Genomic DNA, 22,157 nt, shown 5'->3' on the forward strand with positions numbered 1-22,157 from the left:
CCTGCCGCGATGCGTTGTGCTGCGCGGCAGGCCTTTCCCTCTTTATCAGGAAGACACCATGACTCTGACGGGCCACATGCTGATCGGACAGCACACGGTTGCTGGCCATCGCGCCGCCATTCGCGGGATCAATCCGGCTACCAATGAAACGCTGGAGCCCGCGTATGCCGGTGGATCGGCCGAGCATGTCGAACAGGCCTGTGCGCTGGCCTGGGCAGCGTTCGATGTTTATCGCGAGACGGCGCTGAATGTTCGCGCTGAATTTCTCGAAAGCATTGCCATGGAAATCGAAGCCGTCGGCGATGAACTGATCGACCGCGCCCACGCCGAAACCGGCCTGCCGCGCGCGCGCCTGCTAGGTGAACGCGGGCGCACTTGCCAACAATTAAGAATGTTCGCCCGCACGGTCCGCGCCGGTGAGTGGCTGGATGTGCGCGTCGATAGCGCACAACCGCAACGCCAGCCTTTGCCACGCGCGGATCTGCGTCAGCGTCAGATCGCGCTGGGGCCGGTCGCGGTGTTTGGTGCGAGCAATTTTCCGCTGGCATTTTCCGTGGCGGGCGGTGACACCGCGTCAGCATTGGCCGCCGGTTGCCCGGTGATCGTCAAGGCGCACAGCGCGCATCCCGGCACCAGCGAACTGATCGGTCGCGCAGTTGCTCGGGCGGTAAAAAACTCTGGCTTGCCGGAAGGCGTGTTCTCGTTGCTGTACGGTTCCGGCCGCGAAGTGGGCATCGCACTGGTCACAGATCCACGGATCAAAGCGGTGGGTTTCACCGGTTCGCGCAGCGGTGGCCTGGCGCTGATTCAAGCGGCGCAGGCCAGACCCGAACCGATTCCGGTGTACGCGGAAATGAGTTCGATCAACCCGGTGCTGCTGTTTCCGGCGGCGCTGGACAATCGCACGCAAGCGTTGGCTGAAGGGTTTGTGGCCTCGCTGACACTCGGCGCGGGCCAGTTCTGCACCAATCCGGGCTTGGTGATCGCCTTGAAAGGACCGGCGCTGGACAGGTTTATTGCCGCCATCAGCGAGATCATTCAACGCAGTCCGGCGCAGACGATGCTGACACCGGGCATTTTCAGCGCTTACCAATCTGCCGTGAATGCACTGGCTGAGAATGCCGCAGCGCACTTCAGCGGTGTGGGTCAGAACGGCAGCGGCCCGAACCAATGTCAGGCGCACCTGTTCGTCACAGATGCTGCCGACTTTCTTACCGATCACAAGCTGCAAGCCGAAGCGTTCGGCGCGGCTGCGCTGATCGTGCAATGCAGCAGTGAAGCTGAAATCCGCCAGCTCTGCGAACACCTGGAAGGCCAGTTGACCGCCACGTTGCACCTGGATGACCAAGACCTTGAACAGGCGCGCGCATTGCTGCCAACCCTGGAACGCAAGGCCGGCCGCCTGCTGGTCAACGGTTGGCCAACCGGGGTCGAGGTGTGTGACGCGATGGTGCATGGCGGGCCTTTCCCGGCCACCTCCGATGCCCGCGCAACATCAGTCGGTACAGCGGCGATCCTGCGTTTCCTGCGACCGGTCTGCTATCAGGATTTCCCCGACAGCTTGCTGCCTGTCGCACTGAAACAGGCTAATCCGCTGCAATTGCGGCGTCTGCTCAATGGGCAAAGGGAAGCGCAGCGCTATGGCGAGTAACGTCTCCCACGACATCGCTGTGGTCGGGGCCGGCATCATCGGCGTCGCCTGTGCATTGCGTCTGGCTCGTCAGGGCTTGCGCGTGGTGGTGATCGATCAGCAGCCACCCGGCCACGGCGCCTCGTTTGGCAATGCTGGCCATCTGGCGACCGAACAGGTGTTTCCGATTGCCGACGCGTCCATCCTCAAGCGCCTGCCCGCCATGTTGATGGACCCGATGGGGCCGTTGCGGCTGGACTGGAAGTACCTGCCGCGCGCCTTGCCATGGTTCACCCGCCTGCTGCTGAATCTGCGCCCGGCGCCGTTTCAGAACACCGTGGCAGGCTTGCGTGCCCTGAATGAAAGCAGCCTTGAGGCTTGGCAGCGCTTGCTCGCCGACATCCAGCGACCGGACCTGCTGAAGGTCGATGGTTCGTTACTGGTGTTCGAACGTCCCGAATCGCGTCAGGCAATCCAGGCATTACAGGCTCGCCTGCATCAGCAGCAGGTGCCGGTCGACTACTGGCAAGCCAACGGCATACGCGACACCGCGCCGCAACTCAGCGAACAGATTCAGGGCGGTTTGTTCTTCCCACGCACCGGGCATTTCATCGATCCGTATCGCGTGGTGTGTGAACTGGTCGAAGCGGCCAAAGCCAGTGGTGTGAGTTTTGTCCAGCAACAGGTTCAGGGCGGCTACGTGCAGGAACACGGCGTTTCGCTGATCACCGGCAATGACGGTCTGACTGCCAGCCGCGTGCTCATCGCCTGCGGTGCGCACTCAGCGAAACTCACCGCCGCCCTCACTGGCAAAAAAGTACCGCTGGACACCGAGCGCGGATACCACCTGATGCTGCCTCAGGAACACGATCGCTTGCCCTTCCCCGTCACCTCGCTGGAACGCAAGTTCATCATGACGCCGATGACCGAAGGGCTGCGTCTGGCCGGCACTGTCGAGTTCGCCGGACTGGAAAAATCGCCGAGCATGGAACGCGCGTGGCAGTTGCATCGGTTGAGTCAGGGCTTGTTTCGCAAGGATCTGAGTGCTGAAGCGGCGACGCCGTGGATGGGTTTTCGTCCGTCGTTGCCGGATTCGTTGCCGGTGATTGATCAGGTGTGTGAGGGCAAGGTGTTGCTTGCGTTCGGGCATCAGCATCTGGGGCTGACGCAGGCGGCGGTGACGGCGGAGATGGTGGTGCGGATGGCCGGCGCAGGCACAATCCCGGCATTTGCTTTGCCGAAAACCGACTCCTACAGACTGACGCGTTTCTGGTGACCACTGACCAGCAAGAACGGTGAGCGGGCGTAAGGGAACCGCCACCGTTTTTTCTGACGATCACAAACGCCTCATAGGAATAGGCAATGCTCAAAGATAAACCGGCATAGGTGCGCCGTTTGTTGATCGCTACCATGGCCTCAGACCTGACCCACTGGGAGTTCGACATGACTCACACTAAAACCCTGTTCATCACCGGCGTCAGCAGCGGTTTCGGCCATGCGCTGGCCACAGAGGCGTTTGCCGCAGGCCACCGTGTCATCGGCACGGTGCGCAGTGAAACTGATCTGCAAAAGTTCCAGGCACTGTCCCCGGACAACGCTTGCGGCGTGCTGCTGGATGTCACTGATTTCGAGCGGATCGACAGTGTCATTGCGCAAGTCGAAGCCACACACGGCCCCATCGACGTGCTGGTCAATAACGCCGGTTATGGCCACGAAGGCGTCTTCGAAGAATCGCCCTTGCAGGAGATGCGCCGTCAGTTCGACGTCAACGTGTTCGGTGCGGTGGCGATGATCAAAGCCTGTTTGCCGTTCTTCCGCGAGCGCCGCGCGGGGCATATCCTCAACATCACCTCCATGGGCGGCACCATCACGATGCCGGGCATCGCCTATTACTGCGGCAGTAAATTTGCCCTCGAAGGGATCTCCGATACCCTGAGCAAGGAGCTGCGGCCATTCAACATATTCGTCACTGCCGTGGCGCCGGGCTCGTTCCGTACCGATTGGGCGGGCCGTTCGATGCAACGCACCGAGCGCAGCATTGCCGACTACGACGCCAGTTTCGACCCAATCCGCCAAGCCCGGGAAGCAAAAAGCGGCAAGCAGCTCGGCGACCCGCAGAAGGCTGCGCAAGCGATGCTGCAGATTATCGACTGTGCCGAGCCTCCCGCCCATTTGCTCCTCGGCAGTGATGCGTTGGGGCTGGTGCGTGACCGCCTGCAACAGGCGCTCGACGAGATTGATAAATGGCAAGCGCTGAGCTGCTCCACCGATCACTGAGAGAGAAGGCAATGATGCAGGCCGATGGCAGCACCGCGCGCATGGTGCAACTGATGGAAGTTCTCGCGCCGGTCGAGGGCTACAACCTCAGCGCGCTCGATGACGTGCGCTTCCTGCGCTCGAATCGCCCACTGACCCGCACTCCGGTGTTGTACGACCCCGGCATTGTCATCCTCTGCCAGGGTCGCAAGCGCGGTTATCTGGGTGAGGACACCTACGTCTATGACGCGCAGCATTATCTGGTGGTGTCCGTGCCCATCCCCTTCACCATGGAAACCGACGCCACGGCAGCCGAGCCGATGCTCGCGATTTACATGCAACTGGACTTTCAGTTGGCCAGCGAGTTGATGTTGCAAGTCGATGAAGTGCATGGCCTCAGCGATGCTGAGCCAAAAGGCATGTACGCCTCGCCGATGGACGATGCGCTGCGCACCACGACCTTGCGTTTTCTCGAGGCAATGAGCGTCGCCGGTGAAGCGCAAATTCTCGGGCCGGCGCTGGTACGTGAGATCTATTACCGCATTCTCACGGGCGAGCAAGGTGGTTCAATGCGTGCCGCGCTGCATCGGCGCGGGCATTTCGGCAAGGTGAGCCGGGCGATCCGCAAGATTCACAGCTGTTATCAGCAGCGCCTCGACGTCGAGCAACTGGCCCACGAAGCGAGCATGAGCGTGCCGAGTTTTCACCTGCACTTTCGCAGTGTGACCGACACCTCGCCGATGCAGTACCTGAAGTCGACACGCCTGCATCAGGCGCGGCTGCTGATGCTGCGCCAGGCCATGAGCGCATCGGCGGCAGCGTTCGACGTCGGTTATGAAAGCGCCTCGCAATTCAGTCGCGAGTTCAAACGGTTTTTCGGCCGGACGCCGCAGGCGGAAATTGAATGGATGAAGGCGACGTACTCATTGCCGCCGCCGACAACGCCTTCCGAGTTCGTTTCGTCGCACTAGACCGGTCATTTCGCGGGATGAAGCGCCGCGCCGTGGTGCATCGCCAGATGCCCGGTCTTGTCACTTTTGACTTCGTACTGCGGCTCGTCCTTGGAAGCAGGCCGATGGCGGCCCATGAACTCGACATCCCGGGTGTGCACCTTGACCACCTTGCCGTGAATCTCGCCAGCCTCGCTGTTCCAGTGAACCGCGTCGCCGACCTTGAATGACGTGCTCATGACCGCTCCCCCACACTTGTTCAATCCGGTCATTGCGACTCAGGATGCTCGCTCGACACCGAGTTGTTGGCCGCCACATCCGTCATGTCTTCATCGACCGGCGACTCTTCATCGGCGGGCAATGGGACCTCGGGCGGGTTGCGTTTCGGGTCATGCCCCGTCTCATTGTCCGTCGTCCGTGTCACGTCTTGCTGTGACCGGTTGCCCGGTGCATTTTCATCGATGTCCATGCTTGTTTCTCCGTTCTTGTACGCGGGATATCCGCGCTTAAACGTGAGAGGCAACGGCACAGCGCAAGTGCCGGGCACTGGACGAACGGTGCTCCAACGAAAAAAGCCTGCCGTTCAGGGCAGGCTTTCGCTTGGCGATTAAAATAATCGTGCCGGGCCAGCCGGACGCTAATCGTAAAACGCCTCAACCAACACCCGACTGCCGACAAAAAAACTGTCCGCCACCAAGCGCAACGGTTGCACGTCGACGTCGCTGGTTTTGTCGCCGATCAACTGCTGGAAATGCTGATACACCGCCGCGTACTCGCCCTCCTCCGACACGGCCTGGCGCACACCGTCGATGCTTAACAATGCGCCGCCGTTATCCAGTCGCAAAACCCCTTCAGCGCAACGCACCTCGATGCTCCACAGCTCATCATGGCCATGGTCAAAATCAAACTCCGCGCGCACATCGAGGCGGCGCGCATCAGCCATTTTGATCGACGCAGCCATCGGTGACTGGCAGTTGCTCGGTACGCGCAGTTCGGCCGATTCGACAAACAGCGGCAGCGCCAGTAAATGAGTGACGATCGACAAGGCATTGATGCCCGGATCGAATACGCCGAGGCCACCGGGTTGCCAGATCCACGTTTGGCCGGGGTGCCATTTGCGTACATCTTCTTTCCAGTCGATCTGCACGCTTTGCAAAGTGCGCGAGGCGAGCCAGTCGCGAGCGGCTTCGATACCGGGCGCGTAGCGTGAATGCCAGGCAAACAAAGCGCTGACGCCCTGCTCTGCGGCCTGATCGACCAAGGCCAATGCCTCACCCAACGTGGCACACGGCGGCTTTTCCACCAGCACATGTTTGCCGGCGGCCAACGCCTGCTGCACCAGCGCAAAGCGTCCTTGCGGCGGCGTGCAGAAGGCAATCGCATCCACCGGCGGGCCGTTTTCCAGCAACTCACTCAACGATTGGAAGTTTTCCACGCCAGCACAAGGCTTGCCTTGGGTGGCGACGGAGACCAGGCGGAATGCGCGATTGGCGAGGATTGCCGGGACGTGTTGATCCTGGGCAATCTTGCCGTAGCCCACCAGACCGAGACGGATTGGTTGCATCAATGACTCCTGTTTTGATTTTGTTGTCGTCAGTGAACCGGGAGATTACCTGCAAACGCCACGAGCGTCTGTCCGCGCAATGTCACAACGACGCACAGAATCAGGCAAGGATTGCACAGGAATGCACTAGTGCCCGCAGCGCTGAAAAAGAAACAATGCCTTACGACAAACCGATCGAGGATGTTCCCATGCTTGTACAAGCCTACGGCGCCCACGCTGGCGACAAACCCCTGGAGCCGATGCAGATCAAGCGTCGCGCGCCGGCCGCCCATGGTGTGCAGATCGACATCGCGTTCTGTGGCATCTGCCATTCCGACCTGCACCAGGTGCGCGCCGAATGGGCCGGTACACAATTTCCTTGCGTACCGGGGCATGAAATCGTTGGCCGCGTTTCGGCCGTTGGCGCCCATGTTTCGGACTACAAAATCGGTGATCTGGTCGGTGTCGGTTGCATTGTCGACAGCTGCAAACATTGCGATGACTGCGAAAGCGGTCTGGAAAACTACTGCGACGGCATGATCGGCACCTACAACTTCCCGACTCCGGACGCACCCGGCTGGACGCTGGGCGGCTATTCGCAAAACATCGTCGTGCATGAACGCTACGTGCTGCGCATCCGCCACCCCGAAGCGCAACTGGCCGCCGTCGCGCCGCTGTTGTGTGCCGGCATCACCACCTACTCGCCACTGCGTCAGTGGAACGCCGGGCCGGGCAAGAAAGTCGGCGTGGTCGGCATCGGCGGCCTTGGCCACATGGGCATCAAACTGGCCCATGCTCTGGGCGCGCACGTTGTTGCGTTCACCACCTCTGAATCCAAGCGTGAAGCGGCCAAGGCGCTGGGTGCCGATGAGGTTGTGGTGTCGCGCAATGCCGAAGAAATGGCCGCGCACGCCAAGAGTTTCGACCTGATCCTCAACACCGTCGCGGCGCCGCACGATCTCGATGCTTTCCTCGTGCTGCTCAAGCGCGATGGTGCATTGACGCTGGTCGGCGCGCCGGCCACCTCGCATCCTTCGCCGAACGTGTTCAACCTGATCATGAAGCGCCGCACGATTGCCGGTTCGATGATCGGCGGCATTGCGGAAACTCAGGAGATGCTCGACTTCTGCGCCGAACACGGCATCGTCTCCGACATCGAACTGATCCGCGCCGACCAGATCAACGAGTCCTACGAGCGCATGCTCAAGGGTGACGTGAAATATCGCTTTGTGATCGACAACGCGACGTTGGCGGGCTAAACGCAAACGGCTGATTGGCACAAGGTGTTGCCAATCAGCCGTTGAATTCCGTCGCCGGGATTTGACAGGCCCGGCGATGCTCGCCAGAGTCGCACCCCTTTGCCTGCCATCGAGGGGTTGCCGTTGAACGAACAGACATTGTCCATGCGCCTTGAGCGCGTGGCTGCACACGTGCCGGCCGGCGCGCGGCTGGCCGATATCGGCTCGGATCACGGCTATCTGCCGGTGGCGCTGATGCGCCGTGGCCTGATCGCAGCGGCCGTGGCGGTTGAAGTCGCGTCGACGCCGTTCCACGCGGCCGCACGCACCGTGCGCGAGAATGATCTGCAGCAGCACATCAGCGTGCGCCTGGCTGATGGTCTGGCTGCCATCGAGTCTGACGACGGGATTACCGCCATCACGATCTGCGGCATGGGCGGTGAAACCATCCGCGACATCCTCGACAGCGGCAAAGCCCGTTTGAGCGGCAAAGAACGCCTGATTCTGCAACCCAATGGCGGCGAACAACCGCTGCGTCTATGGCTGATGGAAAACGGCTACCGCATCCTCAGCGAAGAACTGCTGCGGGAAAACCGTTTCCACTATGAAATCATCGTTGCCGAGCGCGCCGAACCGATGACTTATTCCGCCAGGGAGCTGTACTTCGGCCCCTTGCACCTGCAGACCCGCAGCCCCGAGTTTCTGATCAAGTGGCAACACAAACTTCACCATAAGCAGAAGACACTCAGCCAGCTCGCCCATGCGCAGCAGGGTTTACCGGATGGAAAGGTGCAAGACCTGACGCAACAGACACGCTGGATTAGCGAACTGCTGGCCTGAGCGCTGGCGTTTCGCCGGAAAGGCGCGCGCCCTCATTTGATACACCGCATCACAAATGATGTACATCAAACCCCATTTATCAACTCCAGCCCTCCTCTTAAAGTTCTCTCCAACAGCCGCCCGTCACTCCGACGGGCCAGCGACTGGAGATACCCCAAATGCCTTTCATCAGCGTACGCATCACCCGTGACGGCGTGACCCGGGAACAGAAAGCCCAGGTCATCAAGGAAATCACCGAAACGATGGAGCGGGTGCTGCACAAGGATCCGAAACTCACCCACATCGTGATCGAAGAAGTCGACACCGATAACTGGGGTTATGCCGGCAGCACCACCACCGAATATCGCCAGCAGTTAGCGGATTCGCAGTCGTGAGCCGTACCGTGAAAATCGACTTCGTCTCGGATGTCGTTTGCCCCTGGTGCGCGTTGGGCGTCACTGCGCTGGAGCAAGCGATCCAGAATCTGGCGGGCGAAGTCGACGTGGAGTTGACTTACAAACCGTTCGAACTGAACCCGGACATGCCCGCCGAAGGTGAGCACGCCATCGAGCACATGACGCGCAAATACGGGCGCAGCGCCGAGCAAGTGGCGGATCGCAACGCGATGATCATCGAGCGCGGCGAGCAGATCGGTTTCCACTTCGATCTTGAAAAGCGCAGCCATTTTCACAACACCTTCGATGCTCATCGACTGCTGTTCTGGGCCGCCACACAAGGACGTCAGCGTGAGCTGAAGCAAGCCTTGCTCAAGGCCTACTTCAGCGACGGCGAAAACCCGAATGACCACGCCACGCTGGTGACACTGGCAGGCGCAGTCGGGCTCGACAGTCAGCGTGCGCAAGAGGTGCTGGCCAACGCGGAGTTCAGCCAACCAGTGCGCGAACTTGAACGGTTTTACCAGCAGCGCGGTATCGACTCGGTTCCGGCCATGGTCCTCGATGACAAACAGATCATCCCCGGTTCCCAGTCCGTCGCTTATTACCAGCAAGCGTTACGTCAGGCAGCACAGGTTGCGGCTCACGCCTGACCTGCGAAATCCATTTATTCAAACCATCCAGATTGCATGAGGAAACATCATGAACACGTCCAAGAAAGTTGTAGTGATCACTGGCGCCTCGCAAGGCATTGGTGCAGGCCTGGTCAAGGGATTCCGTGAGCGCGGCTATCAGGTTGTCGCGACCTCGCGTTCGATCAAGCCTTCCACTGACCCGGACATTCTCGCCGTCGCCGGTGACATTGCCGACCCGCAAACCGCCGAACGGGTGATCCGCGAAGCCGTTGCACGTTTCGGTCGTATCGACACGCTGGTGAACAACGCCGGGATATTCGTCGCCAAACCCTTCACCGAATACAGCAAGGAAGACTACGCACAGGTCGTGGCGACCAACATGAGCGGCTTCTTCCACATCTCGCAATTGGCCATCGCCGAAATGGAGAAAAACGCCAGCGGCCACATCGTCAGCGTCACCACCAGTCTGGTCGACCACGCGATTGACGGCGTGCCGTCGGTGCTCGCTTCGCTGACCAAAGGTGGCATCAATGCAGCGACCAAATCCCTGGCCATCGAGTACGCCAAGCGCGGTATTCGGGTCAACGCGGTGTCGCCCGGCATTATCAAGACACCGATGCACGGCGAAGAATCCCATGCCGCCCTCGGTAGCCTGCATCCGGTTGGTCATATGGGCGAAATCGACGACATCGTGCAAGCGATCCTCTATCTGGACAGCGCGAACTTCGTCACCGGCGAAATCCTCCACGTTGACGGTGGGCAAAGCGCTGGCCATTGATACCTCGCCACAGCACTGCCGGTGTGTACCGGCGGTGCCGCTTCATGAGATAAGCCTGAGAATGAACCGTCAGTTGATCCTCGGTGTACTCACATGAAGCGCCACTTTGAAGACTTGCAGTTAGGCAGCATCGAACTCTTTTGCCTCGCCGCTGAAGCCGGCAGTTTCACCGCCGCCGCGCAGCTTGCCGGTGTAACGCCGGCCGCCGTGAGCCGGTCGATTCTGCGCCTCGAAAAAAGATTGGGTTCACGCTTGTTTGCCCGCACCACGCGCAGCATTCGCCTGACCGAGGCTGGCAGAAACTTTTTCGTCCAGTGCAGCCAGGCCCTGACCCAACTGGTCGAAGCGCAACAGGAAGTCATGGGCGCGCAGACATCACCGTCTGGTCAGTTACGCATCAGCCTGCCCACCACTTACGGACATCACCGCATCCTGCCGCTACTGCCAAAGTTTCGCGCGCTGTATCCCGACGTCACCGTCGACATTCACTTGGGTAACCGCAATATCGACTTCGTCGGCGAAGGCTACGATCTGGCGATCCGCGTCCGTGCCCAACCGGATTCGACCATGGTTGCGCGGCTGCTGGAGGATGCAAAACTGGTGGTGGTCGCCTCCGCCGAGTACCTGAAAAAGGCTGGCACACCGCAGACGCTGGAAGACCTGGTGCAACACGAATGCATTCAGTTCGAACTGCCGAGCAGCGGGCGGCGGATCTCTTGGCTGTTCCAGGAAAACGGTCAGGACCGTGAAGTGATTTCCGACGGCGGCTACTCCTGTTCCGATGACGTGCTTGGCGGCGTCACTCTGGCCAAGCATGGTGCCGGGGTCTTTCAGACCTATAAATTTATTGTCGAAAAGGAGCTGGCGGACGGCAGCCTTGTCGAGGTTCTTCAACCGTACACCGGGCGCTCGCGACCTTACACCTTGCTCTACCCGCACGGCCGGTATGTGCCGCAAAGGGTGCGGGCATTTGTTGATTTTCTGTTGGAGTTTCGTGATGAGTGGGCGCAGGTTTAGCGCTGAACAAGAGATAAATCGGTTGAAAGGCGTTTCACCATAAAACGGAACAGGACATTGTTCGCGCTGACAGCCGGGCGCTGCTGGAAAATTTACAGGGCTGGCGCCATGCTATGCTTCGAAAGAGAAAACGAGGGTTTCAAATGACCAGTCCAGCCACTGGTGGCGTTGCGAGCGAAGTCCGCAAACTCGCCCAAAAACATAAGATTACCGCTGAGCGTGACAGCATGAGCTGCATGGCTGCGACCATTACTCGCCTGGCAGGTGATGCTGTCGAGCTGGACGGTATTGAGCAGTTGCTCGTCAATCTCAAGCGTAAAGGTGTACTGAACAAAGCAGAAATCATGGCCCTGCAAGGACGCTATCTCCAAGAAAAGAGGCGTTGCAAGAGGCAGCTTAGCGCAGACTTTCGACCCCTTCGGCGATTTCGAGACTGAAGGTTATCTTCAAAACTCGCTCAAACTGAAGGACCCTCTTGAGGTCAAAGAGTCCGAGCATCTCGCCTTCGAAGCCAGTATCGAAGATGCCCTTGCCTATCTCGCCAAGAAGAAAACCATCGACTACAAAGCTGTCCTGAAGACCCACGAAGTACTGTTCTCCGTTTTTTATCCCTGGGCAGGGAAAGACAGGAATGAACTGGTCCCCCATCTCGGGTTTTCAAGAGATCGAAAGATGATCCGCATCACACGATATTTGAACGTCCAGACCTGATTAAAAGGTCCGTCGAATACGCCTTTGAACTCGCAGCAAACAAAAAACGCTTTCGTGAGCGCCCCGGCGAAGTAATGGGCCAGTTGGCGTCCGCCCACCCGTTTCTGGATGGCAATGGCCGCACAATCCTGCTCATCTACATGGAGTTGTGCTATCGGACCCGCTTCGCCATCGACTGGTCAAAAACCAACAAAGACGACTACCTGCGAGCACTCGCCGACGAAATACGAGACCCTTTCACAGGCCATCTGGATGGTTATCTGGCCCCCTTCGTCATTGATATTTCCAGCCGCGACGAATGGCTCGCAATGATTGGCGGGATAAAGGGTCTGGATGGGTTGGACAAGGAAGGGATCATCTATAAGAGCCTGGATGATCCCGAGGTTCAGCGACTTTATAAAGCGTATCGAGCAATGCCGCTTGAATGATCGACGCGTCCGGTAGCGTCGCTTTTGAAATCCACGTTCTGACTTCAAAATGAGCAAAAGCCTGCTTTTCAGGGCAGGCTTTTTGTTTGGGCGCGCAGGCTTACTTCTGCTGAGCCGTCAGCGCCGAGTAGCTGTTCATCAGGTTGCGATAGTTAGGAATCCGCTGCGACAGCAAGTTACCCAGCCCTTCAATATCGTTGCGCCAGTCGCGGTGCAGCTCACACGCCACCGAGAACCAGTTCATCATCTGCGCACCGGCCTGAGTCATACGACTCCACGCGGCTTGTTGCACGGTGGTGTTGAAGGTGCCGGACGCATCGGTCACCACAAACACCTCAAACCCTTCCGCCAGCGCCGACAAGGTCGGGAACGCTACGCAGACATCCGTGACCACACCGGCAATGATGATTTGCTTGCGACCGGTGGCTTTGATTGCCTTCACGAAGTCTTCATTGTCCCAAGCGTTGATCTGACCTGGGCGAGCGATGTACGGCGCATCCGGGAACATCTCTTTCAACTCTGGCACCAACGGGCCGTTCGGGCCTTGTTCGAAACTGGTGGTGAGGATGGTCGGCAGTTCGAAGAACTTGGCCAGATCGGCCAGGGCCAAGACGTTGTTCTTGAATTCGTTTGGCGAGAAGTCCTGCACCAGGGAAATCAGGCCGGTCTGGTGGTCGACCAGCAGCACGATGGCGTCGTCTTTGTTGAGGCGGTTGTAGGTTGGAGTGGTCATGGTCTGTTTCCCTTTTGAGTTTTAGAAGTTGTTGTTGCGTTCAAGTTGGGTACAGATTACTGACGCACACGGACGGGATAAATCGGCTGGAAAGCGTTTCACCGTCAACTCAAAAGGGACAATACCTATCAACCACCCTCTGCTTCACTGTTGGCAGCAATCGACAATGAGGCGGTCATTTCAGCGTGGCACACCGCAAGTATTTCATCGGCCAGCGCTGAGTCATCCGGACAGGCACGCGACAGAATAATCGCGCCCACCGCCCGCACGAGCATGTCGATCATTTTCACTCTGCCCGCATCAGGCGCCGCGTCAGGCCCTGTCGGGTACTTGTCGCCAAGTGTCTGCAACGTGCGCTCGATGCCATCGGCAAACGCTGTTTTCACCTCGTCAGACTGGCGCGCGGCGTCGCCGCACAAAGCGGCCATGGTGCAACCGCTGCCCCGCTCGTCTCGATGTTCTTTCGACACATAAGCATCGATGAAGCCTTGAACATCGACCATTTCGGCACTGGCCAACGAGCGCGCAAGGCTGTTGGCTGAGGCTTCGGACATCAGGTCGGCCTTCGAACCGAAATGTTTGTAGAAGCCGCCGTGGGTAAATCCGGCTGCCGCCATGAGGTCCGCGACGCCGACACCGTCAAAACCTCGCTCACGAAACAGCACCGAGGCGGTCTCGACGATGTGCTCGCGGTTCGCCTGTGCCTGGGCTTTGGTGACTCTCACGTGCAATACCTCCGCTGAAAAATCATGCGCCGATGATACATAGATGTCAGCCATAATCAAAACCGTTGACAGTTTAGATTTCGATCATCATCCTAAATGCAGTGGTTACGGCTGCACACACAGACACCAAGCGCTGTTGCTCAGTAGGTCGAACTCCGCCGTAATTTCTGCCTCATGCATCAACCCTAATCGATTTTTTGAAAAAGAGATGATCCCATGACTACCCGCCCTGCTGTTCTCATCACTGGCGCCTCTACCGGCATCGGCGCAGTTTACGCCGAACGCTTCGCTCAACGCGGGCACGATCTGGTGCTGGTCGCCCGCGATCTCGAGCGCTTGGAAACACTCGCCGCGAAACTGCGCAGCGAACACAGCGTCGCCGTGGATGTGCTTCAGGCCGACCTGACCCAACTCAAAGACCTGACCACTGTCGAAACGCGCCTGCGCGACGATGCGCGTATTGGCATCCTCGTCAATAACGCCGGAGCTGCGCAGTCCGGCAACTTCATCGAGCAGAGCACCGACAAAGTGGCCAATCTGGTTGCACTCAACACCACGGCACTGGTGCGGCTCGCCAGTGCCATCGCTCCCCGTCTGGCGAACGCCGGCAACGGCGCGATTATCAACATCGGCTCGGTGGTCGGTCTGGCCCCGGAGTTCGGCATGTCGGTGTACGGCGCGACCAAGGCGTTTGTCCTGTTCCTGTCTCAGGGGTTGAGCCTGGAACTGTCGCCACTCGGTGTCTACGTGCAAGCCGTGCTGCCGGCGGCTACCCGCACGGAAATCTGGGATCGCGCGGGCATCGACATCAACACCTTGAGCGAGATCATGGAAGTCACCGATCTGGTCGATGCGGCGCTGGTCGGTTTCGATCGTCGCGAACCGGTGACCATTCCGCCGCTGCATGAAGGTGAGCGCTGGGACGCCTTGCAGACCGCGCGGCAGGGTCTGTTGGCGCAGATCCGCCAGTCGGCAGTCGCCCAGCGCTATCTGGCGTGAGACCGATGGAACCAATGCCTTACGTCAAAGCCGCCAACCAATCGATTTTGGTTGGCGGCACGGCCTTCGCCTATCGAGACCTCGGCGCCAGATCGGCGGTGCCGCTGATCCTGCTCAATCATTGGGGCGCGGCACTCGACGACTTCGACCCGCGAATCGTCGATGGTCTGGCGCGAACCCGACATGTGATCGCCATTGACTATCGCGGTGTCGGTGGCTCAGGCGGCACCGCGCCCCTGACCGTCGCGCAAATGGCCGACGACGTTATCAGCCTGATCGCTGCGCTGGAATTCAACAGCGTCGACCTGCTGGGTTTTTCCCTTGGCGGATTCGTTGCTCAGGACATCGCGCTCAAAAATCCTGCCTTGGTGCGGCGCCTGATTCTGACCGGCACCGGGCCTGCTGGCGGAGTCGGTATCGCCAAGGTCGGTGCGGTTTCCTGGCCACTGATGCTCAAGGGCTTGTTGACCCTGCGCGATCCCAAGTTTTACTTGTTTTTCACCACGACTGCGAACGGACGACGGGCCGCGACAGACTTTCTGCAACGTTTGAAAGAACGCCGCAACGATCGCGACAAACGCCCGACACCGAGCGCTTTTCTGCGGCAGTTGAAAGCCATCAAGGCATGGGGAAAACAAATGCCGCAGAACCTTGGCGGCCTGCAAATCCCGACGCTGGTGGTCAGCGGCGACAACGACATCATGGTGCCCACGGTCAACTCGATTGATCTGGCCAAGCGGACTCCCTACGCGCAAGTGATCATTTATGAAGACGCCGGACACGGCGCGATTTTCCAGAACTACGCTGACTTTATCAGCACAGCGCAGGCGTTTCTCGACAGCTGAACCCATCTGCTCAGGCAACGCCGCCCGCCCTCAAAACTGTGAGAGCCGTATTCACCATGAAAGCCTATTTTATCGATCGCTACGGCAAGCAGAACGGGCGTATTGGCGACTTATCCGAGCCGCTGCCGGGCGCCCACGATGTGCTGATTGAAGTCCATGCTGCCAGCGTCAACGTCCTCGATTCAAAGATCAGGAGCGGCGAATTCAAACTGATTCTGCCGTATTCATTCCCCTTGGTGCTGGGCAATGATTGTGCCGGTGTGGTGATTGAGGTTGGCGCAGCGGTCAAGGGCTTCAAGCCCGGCGACGCGGTGTATGCGCGCGTGCCCGAACAGCGAATCGGCACGTTCGCCGAGCGAATCGCCGTCGAGCAAAACGCCGTAGCGTTGAAGCCCGCCAACCTCAGCATGGAACAGGCCGCGGCGATTCCTTTGGTCGCCCTGACAGCCTGGCAAGCATTGGTCGACATCGCCCGTTTGCAAAGGGGTCAGAAGGTTTTGATTCACGCCGGTTCCGGCGGTGTCGGAACCATCGCCATTCAACTGGCCAAGCACCTCGGCGCTGTTGTCGCGACCACCACCAGCACCGCGAATGTCGAATGGGTTAAAGCGTTGGGCGCAGACGTGGTGATTGATTACAAACAGCAGCACTTCGAGCAGGAGCTGCGCGACTACGACGTGGTGCTGAACAGCCTCGGCACCGACGTTCTGGAAAACTCGCTCAAGATACTCAAGCCGGGCGGTCAGCTGATTTCCATTTCAGGCCCGCCAACTGCCGAGTTCGCCAAGGCGCAGGGACTGGCCTGGCCGTTGCGCCAAGTCATGCGCTTGTTGAGCCTGAGTATTCGGCGCAAGGCAAGAAAGCAGGATGCCCGGTACAGCTTCCTGTTTATGCGGGCCAACGGTACACAACTGCAAGAAATCACCTCCCTGATTGAAGCCGGCGAAATAAGGCCCGTGCTGGATCGCACCTTCGCCTTCGAGTCAGCGGGCGAAGCCCTGACTTACGTCGAACAGGGCCGTGCAAAAGGCAAGGTAATCGTGCAGATCAAATAGTTGCCTGCCTGTAATCATCTGGCGAAAGACCCATGGATAACGCTGCCTGCGACACTGAAAAGCCCCCCACCAACGAACGGCAAAACACGGAGAACAAACATCCACCTGAACCCGCGAACCACGAAACGCCCAACCCCAAGCAGCACAACGCAATACTTGGTGTTACTCCGATCGTCTGGCGGCCCTTGATGCTTGAGCCCTAGGTGTTCAACGTGCATGGGTGAGAGGGTGGTGGCGAGTTTGCTGGAAAGCTTTGCCGGGAAGACGCCGGAGGGTTGTGTCACTGGCTAAGTGGCGCGTGCCGAAACAGCTGCCCTCTCCCTAGCCCTCACCCTGGCCCTCTCCCCAAGGAGAGGGAACCGATTGGGGGATATTGGCGATGAACGCCGACCTGCAATAGCGCCTGTGAATCCAATACCGCCTAGCATTGCGGATGGACCCGTAATCGACGCGAGCTGTCAGGTCGATGCATAACGCAAGACACCTCGGTCGGCTCCCTCTCCTCCCGGGAGAGCGCTGGGGTGAGGGGCCGCTGTGCACCGACTTAGAAGGTGTAGGAAATCCCCACCTACACCGTTCTCAGCGCACCCGGATAGGCGTAGACATTACCGAATGCGCCCTCTTCATAATCGCGGTCAAACAGGTTTTTCACGTCAAGATTGAGCCGCACCTTCTCGTTGACCTTGTAGAAGCCAAGCAAATCGGTTGGCATCGGGCATGTTCGGGTAGCCGCGATTGATCGGGAAACCGTTGCGGTAGAACTCGCTCGTGGTGAAGCCGCGCACGGTGACCGTGGTCAGGCCCTGCCTCCCATTCGTATGTTTGACCGGCCGAATGCCGGTACGTGTGTCATCCATTGCGTCGCACAAAAATCCTGATCAAACGCGCAAAAGCCGCTTCGTCATCGCCATCGATGTTTCCAAAGACTGCCCGGTGCGCTGCAATTTGTTCAACAAACTGGCGCCCAGCCACAGCTGATACAGGGTTTCCGCCAGATGCCGGGCATCGCCCTCGGGCAAGCTGTTTTCGGCCTGGCCCTGCTCGATGCACAGGGTGATACGCGCCACCACTTGCTCGGCACCATCGCGCAATGTGAGTCGCATCGACTCGGACAGGTCGGCGACTTCGGCACTGAGCTTGACCACCAGACACTCGTCACCGTGGCCTTCGAGAGTGCAGCGGTTCTGCCAGCCCTGCCAGTAATCCATCAGCCGCTCGTAAGCGTTCAGCCCTGGCAGCGTCAGGCGCCGCTCCATGTCGGCGAGGTAGCCGACGAAGTAATCCGCCAGCAACGCCTGGCCGTACAACTCTTTGGATTTGAAGTAGTGATAGAACGAACCCTTGGGCACACCGGCGGTTTGCAGGATTTCGTTGAGTCCGACACTGGTGAAGCCCTTCTCGGCCATCATCCGGTGGCCGGTATCGAGCAAGTGTTGGCGGGTGTCGTCGTAGGTCGCTTTCATCGGGCGCACATTACCAGGCAATAGACCAGTCGTATATTTCGAGGAACGGAAGTTTGCCATACCTGTCGATGAAAAACCGCAGGATAAAAAATTACTAGACGACTGGTCTAATTGGAATCTATGCTGCGCCCCGACAAACGTTTTCTGACCGGTGTGGCCGATGGGCGAATCCTTCGCTCAATCGAAGACACCTGATCGACTCAAGGTGCTCTATGAAAATCCTGATGGTTTTGACTTCCCACGATCAACTCGGCAACACCGGCAAGAAAACCGGCTTCTGGCTGGAAGAGTTCGCCGCGCCCTACTACGCCTTCAAGGACGCCGGCGCCGAGGTCACGCTGGTTTCCCCCGCTGGAGGTCAGCCGCCGCTGGACCCGAAAAGCGATGAGCCAGACGCGCAGACTGCTGAAACTGACCGCTTCCGCAAAGACTCCGCCGCGCAGCAGGCACTGGCCAACACCGGCCGCCTGGCTGACGTCAGCGCTGATGATTTCGATGCGGTGTTTTACCCGGGCGGCCACGGTCCGCTGTGGGACCTGGCCGAAGACAAGCAATCGATCGCATTGATCGAAGCGTTTGACCGCGCCAACAAGCCCCACGGCTTTGTCTGCCATGCGCCGGGTGTGTTGCGTCACGCCCTCACCGCTGACGGTAAACCGCTGGTCCAGCATCGCCAGGTCACCGGTTTCACCAATGCCGAAGAAGCCGCCGTCGGCCTGACGGACGTGGTGCCGTTCCTGATCGAAGACGAGTTTCAGCGTCTCGGTGGTTATTACTCGAAAGTCGCCGACTGGCAGGTGCATGTGGTCGCCGATGGGCAACTGGTCACTGGCCAGAATCCGGCCAGCTCCGCCGCTGTCGCGAAAAAACTGCTGGAGATGCTGGGCTAAAACCCGCACAACCTTCCCAAACGCCGGATGCGTCTTGTCCGGCGTTATTTTTTACCTAACTGATAGACGACTGGTCTAATAACCAGCGTACAAGGTCCCTCATGAACAACAACCCTTTTTTCACCCCGGCCAAACTCGGCCACCACACTCTGAAAAACCGCATCGTTCTGCCGCCCCTCACCCGCCAGCGCAGCACCCAGCCGGGCAATATCGCCAACGAGCTGATGGCCGAGTATTACCAACAACGTGCCGGCGCCGGTTTGCTGGTCACCGAAGGCACGCAGATCGAACCCCGTGGCCAGGGTTATGCGTGGACGCCGGGCATTCATACGCCTGAGCAAATCGCCGGCTGGCGCAAAGTCACCGACGCCGTGCATGCCGTGGACGGGGTGATTTTCGCCCAGTTGTGGCACGTTGGCCGTGTCTCGCATACCGCGCTGCAACCCGACGGCGCGGCGCCGGTTTCGGCCTCCGCCGTAGCCACCGATCGGGTCAGCGTGTTTATCGAAACCGCGCCCGGCGCCGGTGAACTGGTCACACCGTCGGCACCTCGCGCGCTCAGCACCGATGAAGTACAGGAATTGGTTCAGCTGTACATAAAGGCGGCACGCAACGCCATGGACGCCGGCTTCGACGGCATCGAGTTGCACTGCGCCAACGGTTATCTGGTGAACCAGTTCATCTCCGCCCACAGCAATCTGCGCGACGATCAGTACGGTGGTTCCTTGCAAAATCGCCTGCGCTTTCTCAAGGAAGTCGTCGCCGGTGTCGCCGAGTGCATCGGCAAGGAAAAGGTCGGCGTGCGGTTCGCGCCGCTGTTCACCACCACTGATGAAGCGCGCACTTACCTGGGCATGGTCGAGGAAGATCCGCACACCATCTACATCGAAGCGATCAAAGTGCTGCAGGACGTGGGCATCGCCTACCTGTCGATCGCCGAAGCCGACTGGGACAACGCCCCGGCGATGCCCCTCACGTTCCGTCAGGCCGTGCGCGACACCTTCAGCGGCGCGATCATTTATGCCGGGCGCTACACCGCAGAATCCGGTGCGCAACTGCTTGAATCCGGACTGGCCGACTTCGTCGCTTTCGGCCGCCCGTTCATGGCCAACCCCGATCTGCCGGCGCGGATTGCCAATGACTGGCCGTTGAATGCGTTGAACCCGGCCACCGTGTATGGCGGTACCGCCGAGGGCTACTCCGACTACCCCGTTTATCCCGGCTAAGCCTTTCAATACACAGTAAACGCTCCCGAAATATCGGGAGCGTTTATCCGAGTCGGAGTACAAGCCCTTGTGGGAGCGAGCCTGCTCGCGAAAGCGGCGGGTCAGTCACTCACAATGTTGAATGTGACGACGCCTTCGCGAGCAGGCTCGCTCCCACAGGGGGATGTGAATATTCACCGCACAAAAACCTATACACAGACTACAATCTGTACAACTATCTGGACTTAACATGTAAACGTCCATCAGGCAGCTCGCTGCTCACTACGCTGAATCCGTGAAATGAACAAAACCCATCGGCTGTGCCTCGTTCTGGGCGACCAGTTATCGTTCGATCTGGCTTCATTGGCCGGTCTGGATCGCGAACATGATCGTGTGCTGCTGGTCGAGGTCATGGAAGAAGCCAGCCACGTTGCCCATCACCCGCAGAAGATCGCCCTGATCTTCAGTGCCATGCGTCACTTCGCTCAGGCCCTGGAGAACCAGGGCATCCGAGTGCATTACGTGACCCTCGATGACCCGCAGAACAGCGGCTCGGTGCCCGGCGAGTTGAAACGCTGGCAGGCTTTGTTGCAGGCCAACGAGTTGCACGTCACGGAGTGCGGCGACTGGCGTCTGGAGCAATCGCTCAAGGAGTGTGGCGTGCCGATCCATTGGCATGCCGACAACCGTTTCCTCTGCAGCCGCGACGAATTCCGCGCGTGGGCCGCTGGTAAAAAGCAACTGCGCATGGAGTTCTTCTATCGCGAGATGCGCCGCAAGAGTCGTCTGCTGCTCAACGGCGACGGCACGCCCGTCGGCGGCGCCTGGAACTTTGACGCAGACAATCGCAAAGCCTTGCCCAAAACGGTAAAAGCGCCCTACCCGGCGGGTTTCAACAACGATGCAATCACCCTCGAAGTTCTCGCACTGGTCAAGGATCGCTTCGCCAGTCACTACGGCAGTCTGGATGACTTCAACTATCCGGTGACCCACGCCGATGCTCAGGCACTGTGGGCCTGGTTTCTCGATTACGGCCTGGCCGGGTTCGGCGATTATCAGGACGCCATGGCCAGCGACGAGCCGTTTCTGTTCCATGCCCGCATCAGCGCGGCGCTCAATATTGGCTTACTCGACCTGCGCCGACTCTGCAGTGACGTGGAGTCTGCCTATTGGTCAGGCAACATTGCCCTGAATGCCGCCGAAGGTTTCATTCGTCAACTGATCGGCTGGCGCGAATATGTGCGGGGCGTCTACTGGCTGCACATGCCGGAGTACGCCGAGGGCAATGCCTTCGGTAATACGCGGCGCTTGCCAGAGTTCTACTGGACCAGTGACACGCAGATGAACTGCATGCGCCAGGCCATCGGCCAGAGCCTGAAACACGCTTACGCTCATCACATACAACGCCTGATGGTCACCGGCAATTTCGCCCTGCTCGCAGGCATCGCGCCGAGTCAGATCTGTGAGTGGTATCTGGCGATTTACATGGACGCTTTCGATTGGGTCGAGCTGCCCAATACCCTCGGCATGGTCATGCACGCCGACGGCGGTTACCTCGGTTCCAAGCCTTACTGCGCCAGCGGCCAGTACATCAACCGGATGTCCGACTACTGTCGCGACTGTGCTTACTCGGTGCGCGAAACCACGGCTGACAACGCTTGCCCGTTCAATGCCTTGTACTGGCATTTTCTGATGCGTCACGGTGACCTTCTGCGCGGCAATCAGCGCATGGCCATGATGTACAAAAACCTCGATCGCATGCCGCCGGATAAACAGGAGGCATTGTGGCAACGCGGACAAGGGCTGCTCGACAGACTGGATCGCGGCGAATCGTTATGAAAA

The 22,157-nt window shown here is 59.2% G+C and carries 24 protein-coding genes and 2 pseudogenes; 18 read left to right on the forward strand and 8 right to left on the reverse strand.

The window, feature by feature from the left end; genetic code table 11:
• Positions 1-58: 58 nt before the first annotated feature.
• The 4 genes from U6037_RS16695 to U6037_RS16710 all read left to right on the forward strand — a co-directional run bounded on the left by U6037_RS16695 (position 59) and on the right by U6037_RS16710 (position 4,857).
• Complete coding sequence (locus U6037_RS16695; protein ID WP_322843796.1) at positions 59-1,651, forward strand: aldehyde dehydrogenase (NADP(+)); 1,593 nt, start codon at positions 59-61, stop codon at positions 1,649-1,651.
• Complete coding sequence (locus U6037_RS16700) at positions 1,641-2,906, forward strand: FAD-dependent oxidoreductase (protein ID WP_322843797.1); 1,266 nt, start codon at positions 1,641-1,643, stop codon at positions 2,904-2,906. The genes U6037_RS16695 and U6037_RS16700 overlap by 11 nt, the downstream gene beginning before the upstream one ends.
• Before the next feature lie 167 nt (positions 2,907-3,073).
• Positions 3,074-3,907, forward strand: coding sequence for an oxidoreductase (locus U6037_RS16705; protein WP_322843798.1), 834 nt, complete (start codon positions 3,074-3,076; stop codon positions 3,905-3,907).
• Between the two features lie 11 nt (positions 3,908-3,918).
• Positions 3,919-4,857, forward strand: coding sequence for an AraC family transcriptional regulator (locus tag U6037_RS16710; RefSeq protein ID WP_322843799.1), 939 nt, complete (start codon positions 3,919-3,921; stop codon positions 4,855-4,857).
• Positions 4,858-4,862: 5 nt separating this feature from the next.
• Here U6037_RS16710 and U6037_RS16715 read toward each other — a convergent pair whose 3' ends face one another.
• The 3 genes from U6037_RS16715 to U6037_RS16725 all read right to left on the reverse strand — a co-directional run bounded on the left by U6037_RS16715 (position 4,863) and on the right by U6037_RS16725 (position 6,400).
• Positions 4,863-5,075: a DUF2945 domain-containing protein gene (locus U6037_RS16715; RefSeq protein ID WP_322843800.1), complete on the reverse strand. Its 213-nt coding sequence runs from the start codon at positions 5,073-5,075 to the stop codon at positions 4,863-4,865.
• Positions 5,076-5,104: 29 nt separating this feature from the next.
• On the reverse strand, positions 5,105-5,305 hold the full coding sequence (locus tag U6037_RS16720; protein ID WP_102899126.1) for a hypothetical protein: 201 nt from the start codon (positions 5,303-5,305) through the stop codon (positions 5,105-5,107).
• A gap of 168 nt (positions 5,306-5,473) precedes the next feature.
• Positions 5,474-6,400, reverse strand: a complete 927-nt coding sequence (locus U6037_RS16725; RefSeq protein WP_322843801.1) for a Gfo/Idh/MocA family oxidoreductase — start codon at positions 6,398-6,400, stop codon at positions 5,474-5,476.
• A 188-nt stretch (positions 6,401-6,588) separates the two neighbouring features.
• On the opposite strand from U6037_RS16725, the gene U6037_RS16730 reads away from it, so the two are divergent.
• From U6037_RS16730 to U6037_RS16765, 8 genes and pseudogenes are all read left to right on the forward strand, one after another.
• On the forward strand, positions 6,589-7,638 hold the full coding sequence (locus tag U6037_RS16730; RefSeq protein WP_322843802.1) for an NAD(P)-dependent alcohol dehydrogenase: 1,050 nt from the start codon (positions 6,589-6,591) through the stop codon (positions 7,636-7,638).
• Positions 7,639-7,761: 123 nt separating this feature from the next.
• Positions 7,762-8,457, forward strand: a complete 696-nt coding sequence (locus U6037_RS16735) for a tRNA (adenine(22)-N(1))-methyltransferase (protein WP_322843803.1) — start codon at positions 7,762-7,764, stop codon at positions 8,455-8,457.
• A gap of 158 nt (positions 8,458-8,615) precedes the next feature.
• Positions 8,616-8,831 (forward strand): 4-oxalocrotonate tautomerase family protein, encoded by a 216-nt coding sequence (locus tag U6037_RS16740; RefSeq protein ID WP_322843804.1) that lies wholly within the window; start codon positions 8,616-8,618, stop codon positions 8,829-8,831.
• Positions 8,828-9,484, forward strand: a complete 657-nt coding sequence (locus U6037_RS16745; RefSeq protein WP_322843805.1) for a DsbA family oxidoreductase — start codon at positions 8,828-8,830, stop codon at positions 9,482-9,484. The genes U6037_RS16740 and U6037_RS16745 overlap by 4 nt, the downstream gene beginning before the upstream one ends.
• 49 nt (positions 9,485-9,533) lie before the next feature.
• Positions 9,534-10,244, forward strand: coding sequence for an SDR family NAD(P)-dependent oxidoreductase (locus tag U6037_RS16750; protein WP_322843806.1), 711 nt, complete (start codon positions 9,534-9,536; stop codon positions 10,242-10,244).
• 93 nt (positions 10,245-10,337) lie between these two features.
• Complete coding sequence (locus U6037_RS16755; RefSeq protein ID WP_322843807.1) at positions 10,338-11,261, forward strand: LysR family transcriptional regulator; 924 nt, start codon at positions 10,338-10,340, stop codon at positions 11,259-11,261.
• 143 nt (positions 11,262-11,404) lie between these two features.
• Complete coding sequence (locus tag U6037_RS16760) at positions 11,405-11,698, forward strand: hypothetical protein (protein WP_322843808.1); 294 nt, start codon at positions 11,405-11,407, stop codon at positions 11,696-11,698.
• A pseudogene (locus U6037_RS16765) lies at positions 11,625-12,400 on the forward strand (Fic family protein). Before U6037_RS16760 ends, U6037_RS16765 begins: the two are co-directional and overlap by 74 nt.
• Positions 12,401-12,500: 100 nt before the next feature.
• On the opposite strand, the gene ycaC reads toward U6037_RS16765, so the two are convergent.
• Entirely contained in the window at positions 12,501-13,133 is a 633-nt protein-coding gene (gene ycaC, locus U6037_RS16770; RefSeq protein WP_007915995.1) for an isochorismate family cysteine hydrolase YcaC, read from the reverse strand.
• Positions 13,134-13,261: 128 nt separating this feature from the next.
• Positions 13,262-13,858, reverse strand: coding sequence for a TetR family transcriptional regulator (locus tag U6037_RS16775; protein WP_322847337.1), 597 nt, complete (start codon positions 13,856-13,858; stop codon positions 13,262-13,264).
• Between the two features lie 216 nt (positions 13,859-14,074).
• Here U6037_RS16775 and U6037_RS16780 point away from each other — a divergent pair, with 216 nt between their 5' ends.
• The 3 genes from U6037_RS16780 to U6037_RS16790 are packed head-to-tail and all read left to right on the forward strand — an operon-like array spanning position 14,075 to position 16,757.
• Complete coding sequence (locus U6037_RS16780) at positions 14,075-14,857, forward strand: SDR family oxidoreductase (protein ID WP_322843809.1); 783 nt, start codon at positions 14,075-14,077, stop codon at positions 14,855-14,857.
• Positions 14,858-14,862: 5 nt separating this feature from the next.
• A complete protein-coding gene (locus U6037_RS16785; protein WP_322843810.1) occupies positions 14,863-15,702 on the forward strand; it encodes an alpha/beta hydrolase in 840 nt (279 codons plus the stop codon).
• 56 nt (positions 15,703-15,758) lie between these two features.
• Positions 15,759-16,757, forward strand: a complete 999-nt coding sequence (locus U6037_RS16790; protein WP_322843811.1) for an NADP-dependent oxidoreductase — start codon at positions 15,759-15,761, stop codon at positions 16,755-16,757.
• A 568-nt stretch (positions 16,758-17,325) separates the two neighbouring features.
• Here U6037_RS16790 and U6037_RS16795 read toward each other — a convergent pair.
• The 3 genes and pseudogenes from U6037_RS16795 to U6037_RS16800 all read right to left on the reverse strand — a co-directional run bounded on the left by U6037_RS16795 (position 17,326) and on the right by U6037_RS16800 (position 18,220).
• Positions 17,326-17,469 (reverse strand): hypothetical protein, encoded by a 144-nt coding sequence (locus tag U6037_RS16795; RefSeq protein WP_416221733.1) that lies wholly within the window; start codon positions 17,467-17,469, stop codon positions 17,326-17,328.
• Positions 17,462-17,569 (reverse strand): annotated as a pseudogene (locus U6037_RS29480) (hypothetical protein); the annotation flags it as partial. The pseudogene U6037_RS29480 and the gene U6037_RS16795, both read right to left, overlap by 8 nt.
• Positions 17,570-17,635: 66 nt before the next feature.
• Positions 17,636-18,220, reverse strand: a complete 585-nt coding sequence (locus tag U6037_RS16800) for a TetR/AcrR family transcriptional regulator (RefSeq protein ID WP_322843812.1) — start codon at positions 18,218-18,220, stop codon at positions 17,636-17,638.
• Between the two features lie 212 nt (positions 18,221-18,432).
• Between U6037_RS16800 and U6037_RS16805 the strand changes: the two genes are divergently transcribed.
• The 3 genes from U6037_RS16805 (at position 18,433) to U6037_RS16815 (ending at position 22,154) form a co-directional block, all read left to right on the forward strand.
• A complete protein-coding gene (locus U6037_RS16805) occupies positions 18,433-19,110 on the forward strand; it encodes a type 1 glutamine amidotransferase domain-containing protein (protein ID WP_322843813.1) in 678 nt (225 codons plus the stop codon).
• Positions 19,111-19,211: 101 nt separating this feature from the next.
• Complete coding sequence (locus U6037_RS16810) at positions 19,212-20,336, forward strand: alkene reductase (protein ID WP_322843814.1); 1,125 nt, start codon at positions 19,212-19,214, stop codon at positions 20,334-20,336.
• A gap of 279 nt (positions 20,337-20,615) precedes the next feature.
• The gene (locus tag U6037_RS16815) at positions 20,616-22,154 is read left to right on the forward strand and encodes a cryptochrome/photolyase family protein (protein WP_322843815.1); all 1,539 of its coding nucleotides are present in this window, start codon (positions 20,616-20,618) and stop codon (positions 22,152-22,154) included.
• Positions 22,155-22,157 lie beyond the last annotated feature (3 nt).

Source organism: Pseudomonas sp. B33.4 (assembly GCF_034555375.1).
In the GTDB taxonomy this organism is placed as follows: domain Bacteria; phylum Pseudomonadota; class Gammaproteobacteria; order Pseudomonadales; family Pseudomonadaceae; genus Aquipseudomonas.